Origin of the sequence: Pseudomonas sp. FW300-N2F2 (assembly GCF_017351655.1) — a bacterium.
Classification (GTDB): domain Bacteria; phylum Pseudomonadota; class Gammaproteobacteria; order Pseudomonadales; family Pseudomonadaceae; genus Aquipseudomonas; species Aquipseudomonas fluorescens_AA.
The window spans coordinates 149,542-172,597 of record NZ_JACNDQ010000002.1; the positions used below are offsets into that span (position 1 = coordinate 149,542).

At 62.5% G+C, this 23,056-nt stretch carries 24 protein-coding genes and 1 riboswitch; of the genes, 19 read left to right on the top strand and 5 right to left on the bottom strand.

From position 1 onward, the window contains the following. Nucleotides 1–2: 2 nt before the first annotated feature. From J4E63_RS15300 to J4E63_RS15315, 4 genes are all read left to right on the top strand, one after another. Complete coding sequence (locus tag J4E63_RS15300) at nucleotides 3–1,076, top strand: AI-2E family transporter (RefSeq protein ID WP_092170019.1); 1,074 nt, start codon at nucleotides 3–5, stop codon at nucleotides 1,074–1,076. A 169-nt stretch (nucleotides 1,077–1,245) separates the two neighbouring features. Further along, the gene (gene hda, locus J4E63_RS15305; RefSeq protein ID WP_003178999.1) at nucleotides 1,246–1,950 is read left to right on the top strand and encodes a DnaA regulatory inactivator Hda; all 705 of its coding nucleotides are present in this window, start codon (nucleotides 1,246–1,248) and stop codon (nucleotides 1,948–1,950) included. A gap of 212 nt (nucleotides 1,951–2,162) precedes the next feature. Then, entirely contained in the window at nucleotides 2,163–2,789 is a 627-nt protein-coding gene (locus J4E63_RS15310) for a C40 family peptidase (RefSeq protein WP_072411813.1), read from the top strand. A gap of 165 nt (nucleotides 2,790–2,954) precedes the next feature. Continuing rightward, nucleotides 2,955–3,491 carry a C40 family peptidase gene (locus tag J4E63_RS15315; protein ID WP_060741070.1) on the top strand — a complete coding sequence of 179 codons (537 nt, stop codon included), beginning with the start codon at nucleotides 2,955–2,957 and terminating at the stop codon, nucleotides 3,489–3,491. A 131-nt stretch (nucleotides 3,492–3,622) separates the two neighbouring features. Here J4E63_RS15315 and J4E63_RS15320 read toward each other — a convergent pair whose 3' ends face one another. Beyond that, the gene (locus J4E63_RS15320; protein WP_207282577.1) at nucleotides 3,623–4,933 is read right to left on the bottom strand and encodes a sorbosone dehydrogenase family protein; all 1,311 of its coding nucleotides are present in this window, start codon (nucleotides 4,931–4,933) and stop codon (nucleotides 3,623–3,625) included. Nucleotides 4,934–5,110: 177 nt separating this feature from the next. Further along, complete coding sequence (locus J4E63_RS15325) at nucleotides 5,111–5,695, bottom strand: hypothetical protein (protein WP_092204047.1); 585 nt, start codon at nucleotides 5,693–5,695, stop codon at nucleotides 5,111–5,113. A gap of 153 nt (nucleotides 5,696–5,848) precedes the next feature. Then, nucleotides 5,849–6,059, top strand: a riboswitch (cobalamin riboswitch). Nucleotides 6,060–6,139: 80 nt separating this feature from the next. Between J4E63_RS15325 and cobO the strand changes: the two genes are divergently transcribed. The 13 genes from cobO to J4E63_RS15390 all read left to right on the top strand — a co-directional run bounded on the left by cobO (nucleotide 6,140) and on the right by J4E63_RS15390 (nucleotide 17,630). Then, nucleotides 6,140–6,751 carry a cob(I)yrinic acid a,c-diamide adenosyltransferase gene (gene cobO / locus J4E63_RS15330; RefSeq protein ID WP_060741073.1) on the top strand — a complete coding sequence of 204 codons (612 nt, stop codon included), beginning with the start codon at nucleotides 6,140–6,142 and terminating at the stop codon, nucleotides 6,749–6,751. After that, nucleotides 6,748–8,142, top strand: coding sequence for a cobyrinate a,c-diamide synthase (locus J4E63_RS15335; RefSeq protein WP_207282578.1), 1,395 nt, complete (start codon nucleotides 6,748–6,750; stop codon nucleotides 8,140–8,142). The genes cobO and J4E63_RS15335 overlap by 4 nt, the downstream gene beginning before the upstream one ends. Beyond that, complete coding sequence (gene bluB / locus J4E63_RS15340) at nucleotides 8,139–8,789, top strand: 5,6-dimethylbenzimidazole synthase (protein WP_207282579.1); 651 nt, start codon at nucleotides 8,139–8,141, stop codon at nucleotides 8,787–8,789. Before J4E63_RS15335 ends, bluB begins: the two co-directional genes overlap by 4 nt. Further along, on the top strand, nucleotides 8,786–9,694 hold the full coding sequence (gene cbiB / locus J4E63_RS15345) for an adenosylcobinamide-phosphate synthase CbiB (RefSeq protein ID WP_207282580.1): 909 nt from the start codon (nucleotides 8,786–8,788) through the stop codon (nucleotides 9,692–9,694). The genes bluB and cbiB overlap by 4 nt, the downstream gene beginning before the upstream one ends. Then, complete coding sequence (cobD, locus tag J4E63_RS15350; RefSeq protein ID WP_207282581.1) at nucleotides 9,687–10,679, top strand: threonine-phosphate decarboxylase CobD; 993 nt, start codon at nucleotides 9,687–9,689, stop codon at nucleotides 10,677–10,679. Before cbiB ends, cobD begins: the two co-directional genes overlap by 8 nt. Further along, nucleotides 10,676–12,127, top strand: coding sequence for a cobyric acid synthase (locus J4E63_RS15355; RefSeq protein ID WP_207282582.1), 1,452 nt, complete (start codon nucleotides 10,676–10,678; stop codon nucleotides 12,125–12,127). The genes cobD and J4E63_RS15355 overlap by 4 nt, the downstream gene beginning before the upstream one ends. Nucleotides 12,128–12,278: 151 nt before the next feature. After that, the gene (gene cobU, locus J4E63_RS15360) at nucleotides 12,279–12,800 is read left to right on the top strand and encodes a bifunctional adenosylcobinamide kinase/adenosylcobinamide-phosphate guanylyltransferase (RefSeq protein WP_207282583.1); all 522 of its coding nucleotides are present in this window, start codon (nucleotides 12,279–12,281) and stop codon (nucleotides 12,798–12,800) included. Then, nucleotides 12,797–13,852, top strand: a complete 1,056-nt coding sequence (gene cobT, locus J4E63_RS15365) for a nicotinate-nucleotide--dimethylbenzimidazole phosphoribosyltransferase (protein WP_207282584.1) — start codon at nucleotides 12,797–12,799, stop codon at nucleotides 13,850–13,852. Before cobU ends, cobT begins: the two co-directional genes overlap by 4 nt. Beyond that, nucleotides 13,849–14,424: an alpha-ribazole phosphatase family protein gene (gene cobC, locus J4E63_RS15370; RefSeq protein ID WP_207282585.1), complete on the top strand. Its 576-nt coding sequence runs from the start codon at nucleotides 13,849–13,851 to the stop codon at nucleotides 14,422–14,424. The genes cobT and cobC overlap by 4 nt, the downstream gene beginning before the upstream one ends. Nucleotides 14,425–14,426: 2 nt before the next feature. Next, nucleotides 14,427–15,158: an adenosylcobinamide-GDP ribazoletransferase gene (locus J4E63_RS15375; protein WP_207282586.1), complete on the top strand. Its 732-nt coding sequence runs from the start codon at nucleotides 14,427–14,429 to the stop codon at nucleotides 15,156–15,158. A gap of 72 nt (nucleotides 15,159–15,230) precedes the next feature. Continuing rightward, on the top strand, nucleotides 15,231–15,635 hold the full coding sequence (locus J4E63_RS15380; protein WP_092257776.1) for a MarR family winged helix-turn-helix transcriptional regulator: 405 nt from the start codon (nucleotides 15,231–15,233) through the stop codon (nucleotides 15,633–15,635). Nucleotides 15,636–15,687: 52 nt separating this feature from the next. Continuing rightward, on the top strand, nucleotides 15,688–16,896 hold the full coding sequence (locus J4E63_RS15385; RefSeq protein ID WP_207282587.1) for an MFS transporter: 1,209 nt from the start codon (nucleotides 15,688–15,690) through the stop codon (nucleotides 16,894–16,896). Nucleotides 16,897–17,078: 182 nt separating this feature from the next. Further along, nucleotides 17,079–17,630, top strand: coding sequence for a glutathione peroxidase (locus J4E63_RS15390; RefSeq protein WP_014339719.1), 552 nt, complete (start codon nucleotides 17,079–17,081; stop codon nucleotides 17,628–17,630). Between the two features lie 89 nt (nucleotides 17,631–17,719). Here J4E63_RS15390 and J4E63_RS15395 read toward each other — a convergent pair whose 3' ends face one another. From J4E63_RS15395 to J4E63_RS15405, 3 genes are all read right to left on the bottom strand, one after another. Then, nucleotides 17,720–18,994, bottom strand: coding sequence for an OmpP1/FadL family transporter (locus J4E63_RS15395; protein WP_207282588.1), 1,275 nt, complete (start codon nucleotides 18,992–18,994; stop codon nucleotides 17,720–17,722). Nucleotides 18,995–19,139: 145 nt separating this feature from the next. Continuing rightward, nucleotides 19,140–19,622 (bottom strand): hypothetical protein, encoded by a 483-nt coding sequence (locus J4E63_RS15400; protein ID WP_060741086.1) that lies wholly within the window; start codon nucleotides 19,620–19,622, stop codon nucleotides 19,140–19,142. A 276-nt stretch (nucleotides 19,623–19,898) separates the two neighbouring features. After that, nucleotides 19,899–20,123, bottom strand: coding sequence for a hypothetical protein (locus J4E63_RS15405; protein ID WP_003204606.1), 225 nt, complete (start codon nucleotides 20,121–20,123; stop codon nucleotides 19,899–19,901). 951 nt (nucleotides 20,124–21,074) lie between these two features. On the opposite strand from J4E63_RS15405, the gene J4E63_RS15410 reads away from it, so the two are divergent. Then, a complete protein-coding gene (locus tag J4E63_RS15410) occupies nucleotides 21,075–21,398 on the top strand; it encodes a sel1 repeat family protein (RefSeq protein WP_072406575.1) in 324 nt (107 codons plus the stop codon). Between the two features lie 188 nt (nucleotides 21,399–21,586). Further along, entirely contained in the window at nucleotides 21,587–22,972 is a 1,386-nt protein-coding gene (rmuC, locus tag J4E63_RS15415) for a DNA recombination protein RmuC (protein ID WP_207283218.1), read from the top strand. The last annotated feature ends 84 nt before the right edge of the window (nucleotides 22,973–23,056 follow it).

Sequence of the window (23,056 nt, forward strand, 5' to 3'; positions counted from 1 at the left end):
TCATGGGCGATACGCGGCGTTGGTTCTGGTTGGGTGGGGTTGCCCTGCTGTTCGCGCTTATCTATTTGCTGCATCCGATCCTCACGCCGTTCCTGGTTGCGCTGCTGTTGGCCTATCTGTTCGATCCGGTGGTGGATCGCCTGGAAAAACTCGGCCTGTCGCGGACCTGGGGCGTGGTGGCGGTGTTTGCGCTGTTCACACTGATCGTGAGCGCCCTGTTACTGGTGCTGATACCGATGCTCGCCAAGCAACTGGTGCGCCTGTACGAATTGGCGCCGCAGATGCTCGATTGGTTGCAGCACAGCGCGATGCCGTGGGTGCAGTCGAAATTGGGCTTGGCCGACGGTTTCTGGAAGTTCGACAAGGTCAAGGCCGCCATCAGCGAGCACATGGGCCAGACGACCGACATCGTTGGCGTGGTGTTGAGCCAGGCGACGGCCTCGGGCCTGGCGTTGATTGGCTGGCTGGCGAACCTGGTGCTGATTCCGGTGGTGGCTTTCTATCTGCTGCGGGACTGGGACCTGATGATGGCCAAGATCCGCAGCCTGCTGCCGCGTCATCGCGAAGAACGCATCATGACCCTGACCGGCGAATGCCATGAGGTCTTGGGGGCGTTCGTGCGCGGGCAGTTGCTGGTAATGGTGGCCCTGGGTTTCATCTACGCGGCCGGCTTGATGCTGGTGGGGCTGGAGTTGGGGCTGTTGATCGGCTTGATCGCCGGGCTGGCGGCCATCGTGCCGTACATGGGCTTTGTGATTGGTATCGGTGCGGCGTTGATCGCCGGGTTGTTCCAGTTCGGCGGCGACTTGTACCCGATGGTCGGCATCGTGGCGGTGTTCATGGTCGGGCAGGCCCTGGAGGGCATGGTGCTGACGCCGCTGTTGGTGGGCGACCGCATTGGCCTGCATCCCGTGGCAGTGATCTTTGCGATCCTGGCCGGTGGCGAGTTGTTCGGTTTCACCGGGATCCTGCTGGCGCTGCCGGTGGCGGCGGTGATCATGGTGCTGGTGCGGCATATGCACGATCTGTACAAGGATTCGGACATTTATAGCGGCGCTGAAGACCCTGATCTGTAGGGCAAATCCGCGACGGAGCGTCAGGGAAACCGACGTTCCGTTCTCTTGCTGCTGCAAACCTTTGATTTTGCTCGTGGTCCGGCGCATTGTGCGGTCCGCGCCACGGGTATAAACTTTGCGCACTTTACACAGAGGCCACTAACGGTTCCTTGGGAACTGTTCAGTCAGCATGAAACCGATTCAGCTGCCCCTAGGTGTGCGTCTGCGTGATGACGCTACCTTTATCAACTACTACCCAGGCGCCAATGCCGCTGCACTCGGCTATGTCGAGCGGCTCTGCGAAGCCGACGCCGGCTGGACCGAAAGCCTGATCTATCTGTGGGGCAAGGACGGGGTAGGGCGCACGCACCTGTTGCAGGCGGCTTGCCTGCGGTTCGAGCAGTTGGGCGAGCCGGCCGTGTATCTGCCGCTGGCTGAATTGCTGGATCGCGGCGTTGAAATCCTCGACAACCTTGAACAGTACGAACTGGTCTGCCTGGACGATCTCCAGGCCGTGGCCGGCAAGGCTGACTGGGAAGAAGCGCTGTTTCACCTGTTCAATCGGTTGCGCGACAGCGGTCGGCGCTTGTTGATCGCCGCCTCGACGTCGCCTCGGGAGTTGCCGGTGAAACTGGCGGATCTCAAATCCCGTCTCACCCTGGCGCTGATTTTCCAGATGCGCCCGTTGTCCGACGAAGACAAGCTCCGTGCCTTGCAGCTACGCGCTTCCCGACGTGGCCTGCACCTGACCGACGAAGTCGGGCATTTCATCCTCACCCGTGGTACCCGCAGCATGAGCGCATTGTTCGAGCTGCTCGAGCGCCTCGACCAAGCCTCGCTCCAGGCCCAGCGCAAGCTGACTATTCCTTTTTTGAAAGAAACTTTGGGCTGGTAGAACCATTGTAAGTAGTGGCTCATGGCCTGTTCTGGGCGCGGCGAAACCCGCGGTCCTGCTGGGTTGCAGGCTGCGTGACGTTCAAAATGGGCTTAAGCGCTTAGATGTAAACGTAAAACCGAGAAGTCACATTTGCATCGATTGAATTTGCAAATGAGGTTGATAGAAGGCATAGTCTCGCCATCTTTACTACTTCAGCCACGGTCGTGCCCATGCTAAATCGCTTCGCACCCCTCGTGCCTCTCGCACTCGTTACCCTGTTGTTCGGTTGCGCTGCCCACTCTCCAGTGTCCCAGCAAGCGCCACAACCACAGGTCCAGAATTCCGTTACCGCCCAGTCTTCCTCCGTTGCGTTCCAGGAAGAAATGGCCTCCGACAAAGAGCTCGCAGCCTTCGCCGGCAGCAAGCCTTACCAGCTTCCAGTACTGGCTGACAGCATCCTGGAACGTGGCATGTCGTTGATCGGTACCCGCTACCGTTTTGGCGGTACTTCTGAAGCGGGCTTCGATTGCAGCGGTTTCATCGGTTATCTGTTCCGCGAAGAGGCTGGCATGAACCTGCCTCGCTCCACTCGCGAAATGATCAACGTGAACGCCCCACTGGTAGCGCGCAATCAGCTGGAGCCCGGTGACCTGCTGTTCTTCAGCACCAACGGTCGTCGCGGTCGCGTCAGCCATGCCGGTATCTACTTGGGCGACAACCAGTTCATCCATTCCAGCAGCCGCCGTAGCGGTGGCGTGCGGATCGACAGCCTGGGCGACAGCTACTGGAGCAAGACCTTCATCGAAGCCAAGCGCGCCCTCGCCATGGCACCGACTGTGGTCACTGCTCGCAAGTAAGCACACAGTTTGTAAGGCAAACTTAAAGTCTTACTTGAAGTTTGCCACATAGTCGCTAGAATCCTTGATCATTGATTGATGGCAATCCGCCTGCGTACTACGCAGGCGGATTTGTTTTCATGCCCACGGCAGAAAAGCCGCATCCAGATCAGGATTGTTCTGCATATGTCGACGTCGGCCCGCCTAGCGCTCATCTTCCTCGCCGCACTGCTCAGTGCGTGTGCCAGCCGTACCCCGCCGCCAGCACCTGTTGTGCGGGCCCCGGTGGTCTTTGCCCCCTCGCAATCCTTTTCCCCGGCCGCCGAAGACGTCCTGTTCCGGGCGCTGGGCCTAGTGGGGACGCCGTACCGCTGGGGCGGCAACACGCCGGATTCGGGCTTCGATTGCAGTGGCTTGATCGGTTATGTGTACCGCGACGCCGCGGGTATCTCCCTGCCGCGCTCCACGCGCGAGATGATCGGCATGCGCGCCCCGGATGTCGGCAAGAACGCCTTGCAGACCGGCGATTTGATTTTCTTCGCCACCAACGGCGGCTCTCAGGTCAGCCATGCCGGGATCTATGTCGGCGAGGGGCGCTTCGTCCACGCGCCGGCCACAGGTGGCACGGTCAAGCTCGACAGCCTGTCCAAGGCCTATTGGCAAAAGGCTTACCTGGGCGCCAAGCGTGTGTTGCAGCCGGAGCACCTGGCGCGTAATCCCTGAGGACGCTCTTGTGGCGAGGGAGCTTGCTCCCGCTCGGTTGCGCAGCAACCGTCAGAGCCCAAGGGCTGCTTCGCAGCCCAGCGGGAGCAAGCTCCCTCGCCACAGGGGGCCTTCACAAGTCTTGAGTGGTGTTACTGACCCGAGACCCGCCAGATCTTGTTCCCCACATCATCAGCCACCAACAAACCACCCTGCTTGTCGATTACCACGCCCACCGGCCGGCCTTGGGCTTTTTCGTCGGCGTTCAGGAAGCCGGTCAGCACATCCACCGGTTGCCCCACGGGTTTGCCGCCGTTGAACGGTACGAAAATCACTTTATAGCCACTGTGGGGCTTACGGTTCCAGGAACCGTGCTGACCGACGAAAGCCCCTTCGGTAAACGGTGCAGGCAGGGTGCTGCCTTCAGCGAAGGTCAGGCCCAGTGAGGCGGTGTGGGGGCCGACAGCGTAGTCCGGGGCGATGGCCTTGGCCACCAGGGCCGGGTTCTGTGGGTCGACCCGGACATCGACGTGTTGCCCGTAGTAGCTGTAGGGCCAGCCATAGAACGCGCCGTCCTTGACCGAGGTGATGTAGTCCGGCACCAGGTCGCTACCGATCTCATCCCGTTCGTTCACGGCCGTCCACAGGGCTCCGCTGCGGGGTTCCCAAGCCAGGCCGTTGGGGTTGCGCAGGCCTGAGGCGAAGATCCGGTGATTGCCGCTGGCCCGGTCCACTTCCCAGATGGCGGCGCGACCTTCTTCGGCCTCCATGCCATTTTCCGCGACGTTGCTGTTCGAACCGGTGGTGACGTACAGCTTGCTGCCGTCGCGGCTGGCGATCACGTTCTTGGTCCAGTGATGGTTGAGGGTGCCGCCCGGCAGGTCGACGACCTTGGTCGGCTGCGCCTTGATCTGTGTGTCACCGTCCTTGTATGGGAAACGGATCAGTCGGTCGGTGTCGGCCACGTACAGGTCATTGCCCACCAGGGTCATGCCGAACGGTGAATTGAGGTTTTCCAGGAATACCGTACGGGTTTCGGCGATGCCATCGTGATTGGCGTCGCGTAATAGCGTGATGCGGTTGGGGCTGGGCACCCCGGCGCCAGCACGGCCCATGACCTTTTTCATCACCCAGCCACGGATGCCCTTGCTGTCGTCTGGCTTGGGCGGGGCATTGGTTTCGGCCACCAGCACATCGCCATTGGGCAGCACGTAAAGCCAGCGCGGATGGTCCAGTCCTTCGGCGAACGCACCCACTTGCAGGCCCTGGGCCGGGGTTGGCTTGGCGCCTTGCGGCCAGCCGATAGCTTCGGCGATGTTGACGGTGGGGACCAGGGTCTTGTTCGGTTCCGGCAGTTTCGGTGCCGGGCCGGTGCCGTCGGATACTTGCAGGGTGGAGGACTCGCCACAAGCGACAAGCCCGGCGGCAAGGGCGACGATCAAAAGATGGGGTGGCTTGAGCATGCTGGCTTCCCTATGAATGCATGTGGTTATTCATAGAGAAGCGTAGACGCACGGATGGTTCAAACTGCGCGCAAAACCTTGTGGGAGCGAGCTTGCTCGCGATGGCGGCATGACAGTCAAGATTGATGTTGCCAGGTGCGTCGCTATCGCGAGCAAGCTCGCTCCCACAGTAATGAGTCAGCCATGGGCCTGTTTGAACAGCACGGCAATGCCTGGATGGTATTGGCCGGCCTCGTTGCGCAACTTGCGATAGGCATAGGGGAAGTACCAGGCCACGGCGCAGGTGTTTTCCTTTTGCAGGTCGTCGATCATGTCCTGCAGTTCTTCGGGCGTGGCGCTTTGCTGGGCTTTTTGCGGCGAGACGAACAGGCAGCCCAGCTTCAGGTCGCTGGCGTAGCTGATGCGCTTGGCATCGCTGGTGGCTTCCAACAGCGGTTGGGTCAGGTTCAGGTTGTTGACCTTGGGCCAGCGTTGGGTGGCCTGGATGAAGGCCCGCTCATCGGTGCTGGCGATGAACAGGTCGGCGCTGACGTTGCGTTCGCCTTCTTCATTCTGCTTGCGGGTCGGCGCGTTCTGCAGCGTGACCATCTCGGCCATCCAGGCGGCGGCCGACAGCAAGCTGAGATTGGCTCGTTCATCGAACCAGTAGGGGGTGTCGTTATCGCCGCGCACCGCGTTGTAGCGGTCGATACAATCAAACCAACGTTCCAGCACCGGGCGCAGGAATTCCAGTTTTGGATTGCTGATGAGCATGCCTTGCATGTTTTGCCCTCTTGTTCTTGTGATATCGGGTCGTAATGTCGCTTTGATATCACTTGCCGCAGCATCACACAAGATTGGCGTCATTTTATTGATCGGCGCCAATGAGTGCCCCGACAGGCGGCTTTAATTGACGCTCCACCCCCAACCCTCTAACCTTCGCCGCTTGTTTCAGGTGCTCTGTGACTGTGTTCGACAGAGTGAAACAGGGAAGCCGGTGAGTGCATACGAACCCGGCGCTGCCCCCGCAACGGTAAATGAGTCAACGCTGTGCCTAAGCCACTGTGTCGCATGACATGGGAAGGCGCGCAGCCCGGCGCCACGCCGCTCATGAGCCCGGAGACCGGCCTGATTCATCCAACGGCATCACGGTGGGCGATGCCAGGCTTGCTGCCGTCTTTTTTTGTGCCCCGCCCGCCGTTATCCAATCCCAACGGAGAGCTCCCCATGACCGACACCCCTGATCGCGACGAACGCCACCTGGCGCGCATGCAGCGCAAGAAAGCCGTGATCGACGAGCGCATCGCCAACTCGCCGAACGAATGCGGCTTGCTGCTGGTGCTGACCGGCAACGGCAAGGGCAAGAGCAGCTCGGCGTTCGGCATGCTGGCACGGTCCATGGGCCATGGCATGCAATGCGGTGTGGTGCAGTTCATCAAGGGACGCAACAGCACCGGTGAAGAGCTGTTTTTTCGCCGCTTCCCGGAGCAGGTGCGTTTTCATGTCATGGGTGAAGGCTTCACCTGGGAAACCCAGGACCGCCAGCGCGACATCGCCGCCGCCGAAGCCGCCTGGGCCGTATCCCGTCAGTTGCTCAGCGATCCGTCCATCGGCCTGGTGGTGCTCGACGAATTGAATATCGCCCTCAAGCACGGCTACCTCGACCTCGATCAGGTGCTCAGCGATCTGCAGGCGCGTCCGCCGATGCAGCATGTGGTGGTGACCGGTCGCGGCGCCAAGCCGGAGATGATCGAGCTGGCCGACACCGTGACTGAAATGGGCATGATCAAGCACGCGTTCCAGGCGGGTATCAAGGCGCAGAAAGGCGTCGAACTGTGAGTGACCCTTGCCTGACAAGCCGCCACTGTCCGGCGGTGCTGATCGCCGCCCCGGCCTCGGGACAAGGCAAGACCACTGTCACTGCGGCGCTGGCCCGGTTGCATCGCAACCAGGGACGCAAGGTGCGCGTCTTCAAGTGCGGCCCGGACTTCCTCGATCCGATGATCCTGGAGCGGGCCAGCGGCGCGCCGGTCTATCAATTGGACATGTGGATGGTCGGCGAGCAGGAAAGTCGCCGGCTGTTGTGGGAAGCCGCCGCCGAAGCGGACCTGATCCTGATCGAAGGGGTGATGGGACTGTTCGACGGCACCCCTTCCAGCGCCGATCTGGCGCGGCATTTTGGCGTACCGGTGCTGGCGGTGATCGACGGCACGGCCATGGCCCAGACCTTCGGTGCCTTGGCCCTGGGCCTGGCCCGTTATCAACCGGACCTGCCATTCGCCGGGGTCTTGGCCAACCGGGTCGGCACCTTGCGTCACGCGCAATTGCTCGAAGGCAGCCTGACCGAAGGCCTGCGTTGGTACGGCGCGCTGTCCCGGGAAACCGGCATCGAATTGCCCAGCCGTCATCTCGGGTTGGTCCAGGCCAGTGAATTGAACGATCTCGACCTGCGCCTCGACGCGGCGGCCGATGCCTTGGCCGGTAGTTGCGAAGTGGCGCTGCCGCCGGCGGTGGAGTTCGCCGCGCCGCAGGTGATTGCCGTTGAGCCGTGGCTCGCCGGGGTGCGCATCGCCGTGGCCCGTGACGAAGCGTTCGCCTTCACCTATGGCGCAAGCCTTGATCTGCTGCGGGCCATGGGTGCGCAGTTGAGCTTTTTTTCACCGATCCATGACACCGAACTGCCTGAGGCGGACAGTCTTTATCTGCCTGGCGGTTATCCGGAGCTGCACCACCTTGCGCTGGCCCGGAATACGTCGATGCTGGCCGCGATTCGTGCCCACCACGCCGCCGATAAACCGTTACTCGCCGAATGCGGCGGCATGTTGTATCTGCTCGATTCATTGACCGATGTCGACGGCGTGCGCGCCGAACTGCTGGGTTTGCTGGCCGGCGATGCGCAGATGCAGAAGCGCCTGGCGGCCTTGGCATTGCAGTCGGTGGATTTGCCGGAAGGCAACCTGCGTGGGCACACCTATCATCATTCCCTGACCAGTACCGAGGTTGAACCGATTGCCCGTGGCCATAGCCCCAATGGCGGACGCGGTGCGGAGGCGGTTTTCCGGCAAGGGCGGATGACGGCTTCCTATGTGCACTTTTATTTTCCGTCCAATCCCAGGGCGATTGCCGGGCTGTTTGCGCCTGACCTTGAGGCCGCCTTCGCGAGCAAGCTCGCTCCCACATTTGATCACCTGAACCCTGTGGGAGCGAGCTTGCTCGCGAAAAGGCCATGACCGACAACGCTTTCTCCCAGACCGAACGCGACGCCATCTACCGCGCCATCGCCGAACGCCGCGACATGCGCCACTTCAGCGGCGGCACGGTAGAGCCGGCCCTGCTGCGCCGTCTGCTGGAAGCCGCGCACCAGGCCCCGAGCGTCGGCCTGATGCAACCGTGGCGATTCATCCGCATCAGCGACCGCGCCTTGCGTGGGCAGATCCGCCAACTGGTGGAGCAAGAACGCATTCGCACCGCCGAGGCCCTGGGCGAGCGCAGCGATGAATTCATGAAGCTCAAGGTCGAAGGCATCGATGATTGCGCCGAAGTGCTGGTGGCGGCGTTGATGGAGGATCGCGAGCGGCACATCTTCGGTCGTCGGACCTTGCCGGAAATGGACCTGGCCTCGCTGTCCTGCGCCATCCAGAACCTGTGGCTGGCCTCCCGCGCCGAAGGGCTGGGGATGGGCTGGGTGTCATTGTTCGAACCTCAGGCCCTGGCCGACCTGCTGGGCCTGCCCGCCGGGGCCAAGCCGCTGGCGATCCTTTGCCTGGGCCCGGTCGAAGGGTTTTACCCAGCGCCGATGCTCGCCCTGGAAGGTTGGGCGCAACCGCGTCCGCTCAATGAACTGCTGTATGAAAACCGTTGGGGAGTGAGCCCATGAGCGTGGCGTTGCTCAGTGCCGCTGCGGTGGCGCTGGATGCGCTGTTGGGCGAGCCCCGGCGCTGGCATCCGTTGGTGGCGTTCGGCGGCTTTGCCGATCGCATCGAACAACGTTTCAACTCAGGCGGACGTGGCTGGCGCAGCCACGGGGTGACGGCTTGGGTGATCGCCGTGGTGCCGTTGACCTTGCTCGCCACGGCCCTGTCCTGGGCGCCGATGGTGGGCTGGTTGGTGGATATCCTCGCGTTGTACTGTGCCCTCGGCCTGCGCAGCCTCGGCGAGCATGTCGAGCCGGTGGCGCGGGCACTGCGCAGCGGTGATCTGGAGCAGGCGCGCCAGCGCGTCGGCTACCTGGTCAGTCGCGAGACGGCTGAACTGGATGAAACCGCCGTGGCCCGCGCCGCCACCGAGTCGGTGCTGGAAAACGGCAGCGACGCGGTGTTCGCCGCGTTGTTCTGGTTCGCCGTGGCCGGCGCGCCCGGGGTGGTGCTGTACCGCCTGAGCAATACCCTCGACGCCATGTGGGGCTATCGCAACGAACGCTTCGAGCGCTTCGGCTGGGCAGCGGCCAAGATCGACGATGTGCTCAACTACATTCCGGCGCGCCTGGTGGCGTTGACCTACGCGTTGCTCGGCCAGACCCGCCTGGCGTTCAAGTGCTGGCGCAGCCAGGGCCCGACCTGGGACAGCCCCAACGCCGGGCCGGTGATGGCCGCCGGGGCCGGAGCGCTCGGTGTCGAGTTGGGCGGGGCGGCGGTTTACCACGGCGAACTGCACCAACGTCCGCCCTTGGGCCAAGGCGTACCGGCGAGTGCCGATTCCATTGATAGCGGCTGGCAATTGGTCCAGCGCGGGGTATGGTTGTGGTTGCTGATTCTCTGCCTGGGAGCTGAGTTCTATGCTTGAGCACGGCGGACGCTTGCGCAACGCGGCCCGGCAATACGGCATTGCCGAGGCCGATTGGCTCGACTTGTCCAGCGGCCTCGCGCCTTGGCCGTTCGACGTCCCGGCGATTCCCCCGCGGGCTTGGGCGCGCCTGCCGGAAACCGATGACGGTTTGGAGCAGGCCGCCTGCGATTACTACGGTGCGTTGGATGTGCTGCCGGTGGCCGGTTCGCAGATGGCCATCCAGCTGTTGCCGCGCCTGCGTCGCAGCGGCAAGGTCGGCGTCTTGTCGCCGTGTTACGCCGAGCACGCCGAAGCCTGGCGCCGCAGCGGCTATATCGTGCGCGAAGTGCTGGAAGCGGAAGTGGACTTCTTCCTCGACAGCCTCGACGTGCTGGTGGTGGTCAATCCGAACAACCCCACGGGCCTGAGCCTGGCGCCCGAGCGTTTGCTGGATTGGCATGCCCGTCTGGCCCAGCGCGGTGGCTGGTTGGTGGTGGATGAAGCGTTCATGGACGTCACACCGGCGCTGAGCCTGGCGGCGTACACCCATCTGGTCGGGCTGATCGTCCTGCGTTCGTTCGGCAAGTTCTTTGGCCTGGCCGGGGTTCGCCTGGGCTTTGTATTGGCCGAACGCCGCTTGCTCAAGTTGCTCGCCGAACAGGTCGGGCCGTGGGCCGTCAGCGGGCCGACCCGAGTGCTGGGCCAGGCGTGCCTGCTGGACAGCGCTGCCCACGCAGCCCAGCGCCAACGCTGCGAAGCCACCAGCCAACGCCTGGCGCTGTTGCTCGAACGCCACGGTTTCAAGCCGCAGGGCGGCTGCGGATTGTTCCAATGGCTGGTCACCGAACACGCCCAGGGGCTTCACGATTTCATGGCTCATCGCGGTATTCTCCTGCGCCTGTTCGTGAACACCAGCAGCCTGCGTTTCGGGCTGCCGGCCGACGACAGCGAGTTCCTGCGCCTCGAACAAGCCTTCGAGGCCTACGCCAAGGACACCCCATGACCACAGTGATGGTACAGGGCACCACCTCCGATGCCGGCAAAAGTACCCTGGTCACGGCCTTGTGCCGCTGGGTCAGGCGCCAGGGTGTGGGCGTGGTGCCGTTCAAGCCGCAGAACATGGCCCTCAACAGTGCCGTGACGGCTGACGGCGGCGAAATCGGTCGGGCCCAGGCGGTGCAAGCCCAGGCGGCGGGGCTCGAACCGCACACCGATATGAACCCGGTGCTGCTCAAGCCCAACAGCGACACCGGCGCCCAGGTGATCATCCATGGTCGTGCCGTCACCACCATGAACGCCGTGGCTTATCACGATTACAAAGCCATTGCGATGCAAGCGGTGCTGGCCTCCCACGCGCGCTTGAGCGCGGCCTATGCGGTGGTGATGGTAGAAGGCGCCGGCTCGCCGGCGGAGATCAACCTGCGCGCCGGTGACATCGCCAACATGGGCTTTGCCGAGGCGGTGGACTGCCCGGTGCTGCTGATCGCCGATATCAATCGCGGCGGGGTGTTCGCCCATCTGGTCGGCACGCTGGAGTTGCTTTCCCCCAGCGAGCAGGCGCGGGTAAAGGGCTTCATCATCAACCGTTTTCGTGGCGACATCGCCTTGCTGCAACCGGGCCTGGACTGGCTGGAGGCGCGCACCGGCAAACCGGTGATCGGCGTGTTGCCGTACGTCATGGATCTGCACCTGGAAGCCGAGGATGGCCTCGATCAGCGCCAGATCGACAAGGCCGAACACGTGCTGAAAGTGGTGGTGCCGGTCTTGCCGCGCATCAGCAACCACACCGATTTCGATCCGTTGCGCCTGCACCCACAGGTCGACCTGCAATTCGTCGGCCCCGGCCAGCCCATCCCGCCGGCCGACCTGATCATCCTGCCCGGCTCGAAAAGCGTGCGCAGCGACCTGGCCTACCTGCGAGCCAACGGTTGGGAGACGGCGATCCATCGTCACCTGCGCTACGGCGGCAAATTGCTGGGCATCTGCGGCGGTTTGCAGATGCTTGGCCAGCAGGTTCACGACCCCTTGGGGCTGGAAGGCGCGGCGGGCTCCAGTGCCGGTCTGGGCCTGCTGGATTTCGAAACGACCCTGGAACATGAGAAGCAACTGCGCAATGTGCGTGGGCGACTGGCTTTGGAAGCGGCCGAGGTCAGCGGCTATGAGATCCACGCGGGCGTGACCACCGGCCCGGCCTTGGAAAATGCTGCGGTGCACCTGGAAGACGGCCGTTGCGACGGCGCCCAGAGCCTCGACGGACAGGTGTTCGGCACCTACCTGCACGGGCTGTTCGAGTCGCCCCAGGCCAGCAGCGCGTTGTTGCGTTGGGCGGGGTTGGCGGATGTGCAAACGGTGGATTACCACGGCTTGCGCGAGCGGGACATCGAGCGGTTGGCGGATCTGGTGGAGCGGCATCTGGATACTGGATTGTTGCGTGAGCTTTGTGGGATTTAGGGTGGCTGGGCTGGCCTCATCGCGAGCAAGCCCGCTCCCACATTGGATCGCTGATGAGCACAGAATTTATGTACACCCCAGATCAACTGTGGGAGCGAGCTTGCTCGCGATGGCGCCAGTCGCCACACCGCCAAATAAAGGTTAATGACCCATGCTGCAACTGATCCTCGGCGGCGCCCGCTCCGGCAAGAGTCGCCTGGCTGAAAAACTCGCGGCGGACACCCGCTTGCCAGTGACCTACATCGCCACCAGCCAACCCCTGGACGGTGAGATGAACGATCGTGTCGCCCAGCACCGCGCCCGGCGACCAGCCGAATGGGCGCTGGTGGAGGAGCCCCTGGCCCTGGCCCGGGTGCTGCGGGAGAACGCCGCCCCCGGGCAATGCCTGCTGGTGGATTGCCTGACCCTGTGGCTGACCAACCTGTTGATGCTCGACGCTCCCGAGCAACTGAACGCCGAGCGCGAAGCACTGTTGGACAGCCTGGCCGCGCTGCCCGGGGAGATCATTTTTGTCAGCAACGAGACCGGCATGGGCGTCGTGCCGCTGGGCGAGCTGACCCGCCGTTACGTCGATGAAGCCGGTTGGCTGCATCAAGCCTTGGCCGAACGTTGTCAGCGCGTCGTGCTGACCGTCGCTGGCCTGCCCCTGACTCTCAAAGGTACTGCGTTATGAATCATCGCTGGTGGCTGGAACCGTGCAAGCCCGTCGATACCCAAGCGCTGGAACTGGCCGCGGCCCGTCAGCAACAACTGACCAAGCCGGCCGGTTCCCTGGGGCGGCTGGAATCGGTGGCGGTGCAACTGGCGGGTCTGCAAGGGCAGCTCAAACCGAGCCTGGAGCGGTTGTGGATTGCGATTTTCGCCGGCGACCATGGCGTGGTCGCAGAAGGCGTATCGGCCTATCCCCAAGAGGTCACCGGGCAAATGCTGCTCAACTTCGTCAGCGGCGGCGCGGCCATCAGCGTCCTGGCGCGGCAACTGGGCGCGTCCCTGGAAGTGGTCGACCTGGGCACCGTCACGCCTGCGCTGGACCTGCCCGGTGTGCGGCACCTGAACCTCGGGCCGGGCACGGCGAATTTCGCCCAGGGCCCGGCAATGACCGTGAAACAGGGCGAGCAAGCCTTGCACGCCGGGCGCGACAGTGTGCTGCGTGCCGTCGCGGCCGGGACGCAATTGTTCATCGGCGGCGAGATGGGCATCGGCAACACCACCGCCGCCAGCGCCCTGGCCTGCGCCTTGCTCGACTGCCCGGTGGCGCATCTGGTCGGGCCGGGCACGGGGTTGGACGCCGCGGGTGTCAGCCGCAAGGCCCAGGTGATCGAACGGGCCCTGGCGTTGCACGTTGCCCAGGGTAACGACCCGTTGCAGACCCTGTTCAACCTCGGCGGTTTTGAAATCGCCGCGTTGGTCGGCGCATACCTGGCCTGTGCCCAACAGGGCGTCGCCGTGCTGGTGGATGGCTTCATCTGCAGCGTCGCGGCCCTGGTGGCGGTGCGCCTCAATCCGGCGTGCCGGCCGTGGTTGCTGTTTGCCCATCGCGGCGCCGAACCGGGCCATCTCCACGTGCTGGAAACCCTCGGTGCCGAACCGTTGCTGGATCTCGGCCTGCGCCTGGGCGAGGGCAGTGGCGCGGCGTTGGCGGTGCCGCTGTTGCGCCTGGCGTGTGACCTTCACGGGCAGATGGCGACGTTTGCCGAAGCGGCCGTGGCGGACCGCCCGGCATGACCTTGCGCCTGGACCTGCTGCGTCACGGCGAAACCGAATTGGGCGGCGGCTTGCGCGGCAGCCTCGACGATGCCTTGACGACCAGGGGCTGGGAGCAGATGCACACAGCCGTCGCTCAAGGCGGGCCCTGGGATCGCCTGGTCAGCTCACCCTTGCAGCGCTGCGCCCGTTTCGCCGAGCAACTCGGCGCCCGGCTCAACGTGCCGGTGCACTTGGACAAAGACCTGCAAGAGCTGCATTTTGGCGCCTGGGAAGGTCGCAGCGCCGCGGCGTTGATGGACACTGACGCCGAGGCACTGGGCCAGTTCTGGGCCGATCCCTATGCCTTCACGCCCCCCGAAGGCGAGCCGGTGCAGGCGTTTGCCAGCCGCGTCCTGGCGGCGGTCGAGCGTCTGCACGCGGCCTATGCCGGTCAGCGGGTCTTGCTGGTCAGCCATGGCGGCGTCATGCGCCTGCTGCTGGCCCAGGCCCGCGGCCTGCCTCGCGAGCAACTGCTCAATGTCGAAGTCGGTCATGGCGCGCTGTTTTCCCTGACAGTGTCGGCAGGTTCAGTGCTCGAAGAGGCGAATTGACGATGTTGCCCTTCTGGATCGCCCTGCAATTTCTCAGCAGCCTGCCGGTTCGCCTGCCCGGCATGCCCGAACCCGCACAGTTGGGTCGTTCGCTGCTGTTCTATCCGCTGGTGGGGCTGGTGTTCGGCGGACTGTTATGGACGTTGGATGGGTTATTGCTCGGCACGCCGCTGCTGCTGCATGCCGCGCTGGTGCTGATGGCGTGGGTGCTGCTCAGTGGCGGGTTGCACCTGGATGGCCTGGCCGACAGCGCCGATGCGTGGCTTGGCGGTTTCGGCGATCGCGAACGGACGTTGCTGATCATGAAGGATCCGCGCAGCGGGCCGATTGCCGTCGTGACGTTGGTGGTGGTGTTGCTGCTCAAATGGACAGCGCTGGTGGCGTTGATCGAACAGGAGCAGGACTTGGCGTTGCTCATCGTGCCGATGTTTGGGCGTGGCGCATTGCTGGGGTTGTTCCTGACGACGCCGTATGTGCGTGCCGGTGGATTGGGTCAGGCGCTCGCCGATCACCTGCCGCGCCGCTCGGGCTGGCAGGTGTTGTCGGCCTGTGCGCTGGGTTGCCTGCTGCTGTTGGGCTGGGCCGGGCTGTGGACGTTGGTGGTGGCGGCACTGGTCTTCATCGGATTGCGACGGATGATGCTGCGCAGGCTGCAAGGCTGCACCGGGGATACGGCGGGCGCCTTGCTGGAACTGCTGGAAACCGCCGTTCTGGTCGCGCTGGCGTTGCGTTGAAGCCGGATCTTGTCGACGGCGCAGTGTTCATTTAAATTTGCATTCACTTAGTCGCGGGTATATACACGCATCATGCTTCCTTCCCAATGTCTGTGCATCAACCTGCGTCGTGCCGCACGTGGCGTCAGCAGGTATTACGACGGCGCCCTCGACGGCTTCGGGATCAACGTTGCCCAGTATTCTTTGCTGAGCAACCTGGCGCGTCTGGACCAACCGAGTATTTCCTCCCTGGCCGAGGCCATGGGCCTGGACCGCAGCACCTTGGGGCGAAACCTGCGGGTGCTGGAAGGCGAGGGGCTGGTGGCGCTGGCCGAGGGCGAAGACCTGCGTAACCGCATCGTCGAGCTGACCGAAACCGGGCACGCCCGGTTGGCAGCGGCATTGCCGGCTTGGGAAGCGGCGCAACAACGATTGATCGATAAGCTGGGCGCCGAGAAGCGCACGGCATTGCTGGCCTTGCTGGACGAATTGGCGTAGTGCCGGTTCGTTCGAATACAAGCGGGTATATACCCGCGAGCGGAGAACAAAAATGACATCGATGTGGCGTACCTGTGGTTGGGTCCTGGTGGGCAGCGCGCTGATCCTGGCGTTGTCCCTGGGCGTGCGGCATGGCTTCGGCCTGTTCCTCGCGCCCATGAGTGCCGAGTTCGGCTGGGGCCGTGAGGTATTCGCCTTCGCCATTGCCTTGCAGAACCTGATCTGGGGCCTGGCGCAGCCTTTCACCGGCGCGCTGGCCGACCGCTTCGGTGCGGCGAAAGTGGTGCTGATCGGTGGCGTGCTCTACGCACTCGGCCTGGTGTTCATGGGCATGGCCGACTCGCCATGGTCCTTGTCGTTGAGCGCGGGTCTTTTGATTGGTATCGGTCTGTCGGGCACGTCGTTCTCGGTGATTCTGGGTGTGGTCGGGCGGGCCGTGCCACCGGAAAAACGCAGCATGGGCATGGGCATCGCCAGTGCCGCCGGTTCCTTCGGCCAGTTCGCCATGCTGCCCGGTACGCTGGGGCTGATCGGCTGGCTCGGTTGGTCGGCGGCGTTGTTGGCGCTGGGGCTGCTGGTGGCGCTGATCGTGCCTCTGGTGGGCATGCTCAAGGACGCACCGTTGCCGGTGGCCGGCCACGAACAAACCCTGGCCGAAGCCTTGCGCGAGGCGTGCAGCCATTCCGGGTTCTGGCTGCTGGCGGTCGGCTTTTTTGTCTGCGGTTTCCAGGTGGTGTTCATTGGCGTGCATTTGCCGGCGTACCTGGTGGACCAACACCTGCCTGCCAGCGTCGGCACCACCGTGCTGGCCCTGGTCGGGTTGTTCAATATCTTCGGCACCTACACCGCTGGCTGGCTGGGCGGACGCATGTCCAAGCCACGCCTGTTGACCGGGTTGTACCTGTTGCGGGCGGTGGTGATTGGCCTGTTCCTGTGGGTGCCGGTGACGACCACCACGGCGTACCTGTTTGGCATGGCAATGGGCTTGCTGTGGTTGTCGACCGTACCGTTGACCAACGGCACGGTAGCGACCCTGTTTGGTGTACGAAATCTTTCGATGTTGGGTGGGATCGTGTTCCTGTTCCACCAGTTGGGCTCGTTCCTCGGTGGTTGGTTGGGCGGGGTGGTGTATGACCGCACCGGCAGCTACGACTTGATCTGGCAGGTATCGATCCTGCTCAGCCTGCTGGCGGCGGCGTTGAACTGGCCGGTGCGTGAACGGCCGGTGGCGCGCCTGCAAGTCCAGGTCGGTGCGGCATGAGTCGCATCGGCCCGTGGTTGATCGCTGCCGGCGCCGGCCTGTTGCTGGCGCTCGCCTGGTGGGGCTGGCACCAGGGCGGGTTGGCCTTGATGCAACTGGGCATGGGGACGTGTTGAACAATGGACGGCAGCGGGCATGGCAGAGTAACGTCGTGGTCTGACATGCTTTAAGGAAATACCGACATGTTGATGCGCTGGTTTGCTGTTCCCGCCCTGTTGCTGGCTGTGACCGGGCAAGTCTGGGCCGCCGGTTGCCCGCCGTTGCTGGAGGGTTCGTTGCCCAAGCTGCGGGCCAAGGAAACCATTGATTTGTGCCAGCGCTTTGCTGGCAAGCCTCTGGTGGTGGTGAACACCGCCAGCTTCTGTGGGTTCGCCCCGCAATTCAAGGGCCTCGAGGCGCTCAACCAGCGCTACAAGGACCAGGGGTTGCAAGTGTTGGGCGTACCGTCCAATGACTTCAAGCAGGAGTCCAAGGACGGGGCCGAAACCGCCAAGGTCTGCTACGTCAATTACGGTGTGACCTTCACCATGACCGAACCGCAGCCAGTGCGTGGTGCGGATGCGATACCGCTGTTCAAGCACTTGGCCGAACAGTCCGGTGCGCCGAAATGGAATTTCTACAAGTACGTGGTGGACCGCCAGGGCAAGGTCGTTGGCAGTTTTTCCAGCCGGATCAAGCCTGACGATCCCGATTTCATCAAGGCTGTAGAGGCTGCCATCGCCTCCAAACCCTGACGCCTGCCACGAAAAAGCCCCGCCTCTTTGCAGAGTGCGGGGCTTTTTTTCGCTTCAACTGGCGAGGGGTTCAGGTTCGCCGTGAAACATCAGAAGCGGTAGGTTGCACCGACACCGAAACCGTTGGCGCTGTTTTCGTATTTGGCGTTGTAGGACTGGCCGAGGGCATTGCTGCCGCTGACGTTGACTTTTTCTTCCTTGAGGTAGGAATAAGCCACGTCGATGGTCAGGTCGTCGGTCGGACTCCAGCCGGCACCCAGGCTGAAGATGGTCCGGTCGCCTGTAGGAATACGCGGCGAGCGGTCAGCGTTGTTGGTCGGTGCCTGGTCGAAGGTCAGGCCGGTACGCAGTACCCACTGCTTGTTCAACTGGTAGGAGGTACCGATGGCGTAGGCCCAGGTGTCGTGCCAGTTTTGTTCTTCGGTGATGGTGCCGAGAGCAGGGTTCAATAAACCGCCGCCACTGCTGGTGCCTTCGTTTTGCACAGTGATTTCTTTCAGGCGGCTCCAACGAGTCCAAGTGCTGCCGGCGTAGACGGTCCAGGCATCATTGAGCTGCTGGGTGACCGAAAAGTCCACCGACTCAGGCGTGGTGATGTCCAGCGAAGCGTCGTAGCGACCGTCGGTAAGCAGGAAGGCAGGCATCCCGGCGCCCGGGTTCACTTCAGTGTGGCCTTCAAGCTTGTACTTGACCTTGGAATGGTAGGTCAAGCCGACACGAGTGGTGTCGGTTGCCTGGACCAGCACGCCGACATTATAGCCGTAGCCAATGTCGTCCCCCTTGATCTCTACGCCGGCCTCGGGCAGACCCGGTACGCCCAACTGCGACTCAAGGGAGCCGGAAATACGGTTGATGGTCGGGCCGAAACCGATCGATACCTTGTCGTTGAAGGCATAGCTGACGGTTGGCTGGAAGGTGACGATCTTCACTTCGCTCTTGCTGCCGAAACTTCGGCCCTGGAAGCCATTTTCGTAATCGGTGATCAAGCCAAACGGCGCGTAGACACCCAGGCCGAAAGCCCACTGGTCATCGATAGGCTTGACGTAGTAGCCCATCGGAACGCCGGTGAGCGGAACCATGTCGCCCTTGTTGGTGCCGGACTGGGTACCGCTGGCATCGTCGATATCGGTGGAGGCATCGATGGCGGCGAAGCCACCGGTGACTTGCTGACGCTTGAGGCGCGACATGCCGGCAGGGTTGCCAAACACGGTGCTGGCGTCATCGGCAGAGGAAGAACGACCTGCGAAACCAGTGCCCATGCCACTGATGCTTTGTTCGTTCAAGGCAAAGCCACTGGCGAAAAGTTGCGTGGATGCCAAGGTAACGGCAAGGCCAAGGGTGGTTTTGAGCATCATTTTTTTCATTGTTAGAACTCCTGGTGATCACCGGGGCGAAAATTACCAACATTTTCCCTCAAGCGCTATAGCCTGTATGGCTTGATTTAGAGCGGTTTTGTAGGACAATCCGACCAGATTCGCGACCGTTGTAGGAAGTTTCCAAATTTCCCATTCAGCAAGCGACCCGACTCAGCGGCGAAACACAGCGTTGCCAGGCGCAGGTGAAATCTCGCAGGCGCCCTTGGGGATGAAAGGTCTGGCGCCAGATGCGGGCCATGCCCAGCAGGTCGTCGGCGTCGGGAAGCGGGGTATTCTGTTCCTCCACCAGCAGCCAGGCGATGGCGGTGGCGTAGCGCAAATTGACGGTCAATTCCAGGTGCGGGCCGCTGAGAAAGGCATGCTGGCTGGCCAGGCCGCGCACCAGGCTGGCCCGTTCCGGATCTCGTGCCAGGTAATGGTCCCAGAGTGCCTGGTGTCGGGGCTCGGTAATGCGATACAGGCCATGCCCCCGTCGATCATGCAGGGCTGAACCCAGGGCGGACTGGCTGGCGGCAATGCCCAGCAACAAGGATTCCGCGGTTGCGCTGTGACGCTCAAGGTAGAGGAGCGTCGGGCGGATCACATATCGACACAGTTCGCTGGCAGCGATACCCATAAAACCCTCGAAGTGTGAAAGGGGCGGAGCCTGAAGAGTGTGGGCTTGGCAGCGGTGGATCGGTCCAGGCCCCGCCGGAAGCGGATCATGCCGCTTGACTTGAAGTGTAGTGTCATATTCCCGCTGTAAAGGACTGTTTTTAAAACATCTTCAGCGAACGGTTATAACTGTTATATCCCTTGGTGCTTACGCCGTTTCGCTTAATCGAGAAAATTCGGGCAATAAAAAGCCCCGCTTTCTGGGCGGGGCCTTTGGGGTTTCAGCCTTTCTGGCGTCTCAGGCAACCAGTGCCTGGCGAGTACGCTCGATCACGGCCTGCAGCGGTTCGGCGCTGGAGTACTGGTCGGGGTACAGGCGTTCGCTGTGACGGGCGATGCCGTGTTCGTTGACCAGCGTGAAGCTGAAGCAGCCTTTGCGAGCGGCCATGATCAGGCAATTCATCGGTGCAAAAGCGTTGGTGAGGGTGCGGATAGCATCCTGTGCGTGGATTTGGGTAGACATGTTATGGGTGTTCCTGCAAATGACACGGTTAAGAACCGTGCAACGTTAAAACGTTCCAGTAACGTCGACCACCATTGGTCGAACGAAGAACCCGACTGGAACAAAGCAGCCAGTTTGAGCGCTATATAAGTGCGCGCTTGGGCTGGCAGGTAGGTACTTAGGAGGGCAGGCAACACATCGAGGGCAAAGGTTCTGGGCCCAGGGTGAAGATCCTGATCAATTTTGCAGGTTGGTTCGGTCAGAGTAATGAGCCTGGCAACACCCTTTGCATTCGATCAAAGGCTGTGTTGGCGCAAGATTTACCTGGAAACCATCGAGGGGGCCGGTCTCCTTTTTTCGGTGAGGCGTCCTTGGGAGGATGGCTGACCGTGGAGATGTGTTCGACCCGGAATTGACTTTCAGCTTGGTACTAACGCTGCGGATACTAACGGATCGAACCCGTGAAGGGAAGGGTGTTGGTTAAAAAATATTCAAGTGGGCACTCAATCGCTGTGGAGGGCATGCCGTAGCACAGGAACCGACGCTTGCAAGTGCACCCACGCCACCGTTGCTGCAATGCACGGCCAGAGGTTATCCCCAGCTTTTACCGCCCGTTGTGCCAAAAAATCGCAGCGTTATAACCCGTTCAGCTGTTACTTGTGCACACTCGCGGCAGCACTTGTCACCGAACTGTCATGTCGGAACAATCCGGGGTAGGTGCCTGTATCCAAAATTTAAGTCAATGAAAAACATCGCTTTTTTTTACTGGTGAAAAAATCGTCAGTTTGAGCGCAGGCCCCGTTCCACAGGGCTTTGCGCGAGTTCAGGGGGGGTTGTCCACTGAGTTATCCACAGCTTCTGTGGATTGTCCCAAGCGCTTGCTCTAGCACGGGCGTGCCGGTTTTTTTCGGCTTTACCCGTACGAAAAAAGGAGTAGAGTGGCGCGCCTTCCGATCTGTCCCACAGTGTTTTATGAAGTTTCGCTCAGTATCAAATCCTGTTACCTCCACACCCTCTGGTGTTACCCCACCCAAACGTATGTCGATGCGGGTGGCTGAGTGGCTGCTCGACAGCCCGCGGCTGGGGGACAGCCCCAGCGTCAAGCACCTGGCTGGTCGTTTGCTCAAGCAACCGGCCCGTGAAGGCGTGGTGGCCGCGCAAAGTCGTCTCGGGCAGTTGATGTGCCGAGAATGCGGCAACGCCCGGGATCGACGCATCGGCCACGACCTGCTGCGCCAGGCCGCCCGGGCCGGCGATGATCGTGCCCGCCGGGCCCTTGGTGAAATCGAAGATTGAAAACGAAGACTGCGCTGGGCAACCCCCAGCCGCTTGGTTAACCTTCGGGCTTTATTTGATCGGCAGGAATTGTCATGGCTATGGATTTGACCAGCCTGTTGTTTGGCCTGGCAGGCGCTGCGGTGCCGTTGCTGGCACTGGCCTGGCACCTGCAACGCCAAGCCGCCGCCGCGCAGACCGAACTGGCCCTGCTGGAGGAGCGCCTGGCCACGGCCCACATGGCCCACGATGGCCTCAACGCCCAGCTCGATGCCTGCCGCGACGAAATCAGCGATCTGAGCCAGGCCAACGCCGCCAAGCAGGCCGAGCTTGCCGCTGCCTGCCGTGAGGTCGAATTGCTGCAGATCGAGCGCGACAATGCCCGGGATGCGGCCCACGCCTGGAACCTCGAACGTGCCAACAAGGAAGCCGAGCTGCGCCGGCTCGATGCCCAGGCGGCGTCGTTGCAGGCCGAACTGCGCGAGCAGCAGGAAAGCCATCAGCAACGCCTGGATGACCTGCAAGGCTCGCGAGACGAACTGCGGGCGCAGTTCGCCGAGCTTGCCGGGAAGATCTTCGACGAACGTGAACAGCGTTTCGCCGAAACCAGCCAGCAACGCCTGGGCCAGTTGCTCGATCCGCTGAAGGAACGCATCCAGTCCTTCGAAAAACGCGTTGAAGAAAGTTATCAGGCCGAGGCCCGGGAACGTTTCTCCCTGGGCAAGGAACTGGAGCGCTTGCAACAACTGAACCTGCGCCTGAGCGACGAAGCCACCAACCTCACCCGGGCGCTCAAGGGCCAGAAGACCCAGGGTAACTGGGGCGAACTGATCCTGGAGCGGGTGCTTGAACATGCCGGCCTGGAGAAGGGCCGCGAGTATCAGACCCAGGTCAGCCTCAAGGGCCCGGACGGCGAGCGTTTCCAGCCGGACGTGTTGATTTATCTGCCGGGCGACAAGCAAGTGGTGGTCGATTCCAAGGTCAGCCTCACGGCCTATCAGCAGTACGTGGCCGCTGAAGATGACGCCATCGGCCAACTCGCCCTCAAGCAACATGTGGTGTCGTTGCGTGCCCACGTCAAAGGCTTGGCCGGCAAGGACTACAAGCGCCTGGACGGTTTGCACAGCCTGGATTTCGTGTTGCTGTTCGTGCCAATCGAAGCGGCGTTTTCCGCAGCCCTGCAAGCCGAGCCGGACCTGTTCCAGGAAGCCTTCGACCGCAACATCGTGATCGTCAGCCCGACCACGCTGCTGGCGACGCTACGGGTGATCGACAGCTTGTGGAAGCAGGAACGCCAGAGCCAGAACGCCCGGGAAATCGCCGAGCGGGCCGGGTGGCTATATGACAAGTTCGTCCTGTTCATCCAGGACCTGGACGAGATCGGCAGTCGCTTGCAGCAGTTGGACAAAGCCTACAGTGCCGCGCGCAACAAACTGACAGAAGGGCGCGGCAACCTGATCAGCCGCAGCGAACAGCTCAAGCTGCTCGGTGCCCGGGCGAGCAAGAGTTTGCCTGCCGATTTGCTCGAGCGGGCGATGACGGATGCGGATGGGCTGCCTGAGTTGCCCGAAGAAACCGCAAAAACCCAGGATTGATGAAACCCTTGGGCTTGATGCAAAACCCTGTGGCGAGGGAGCTTGCTCCCGCTGGGCTGCGCAGCAGCCCCTTTTTGTGAGTGC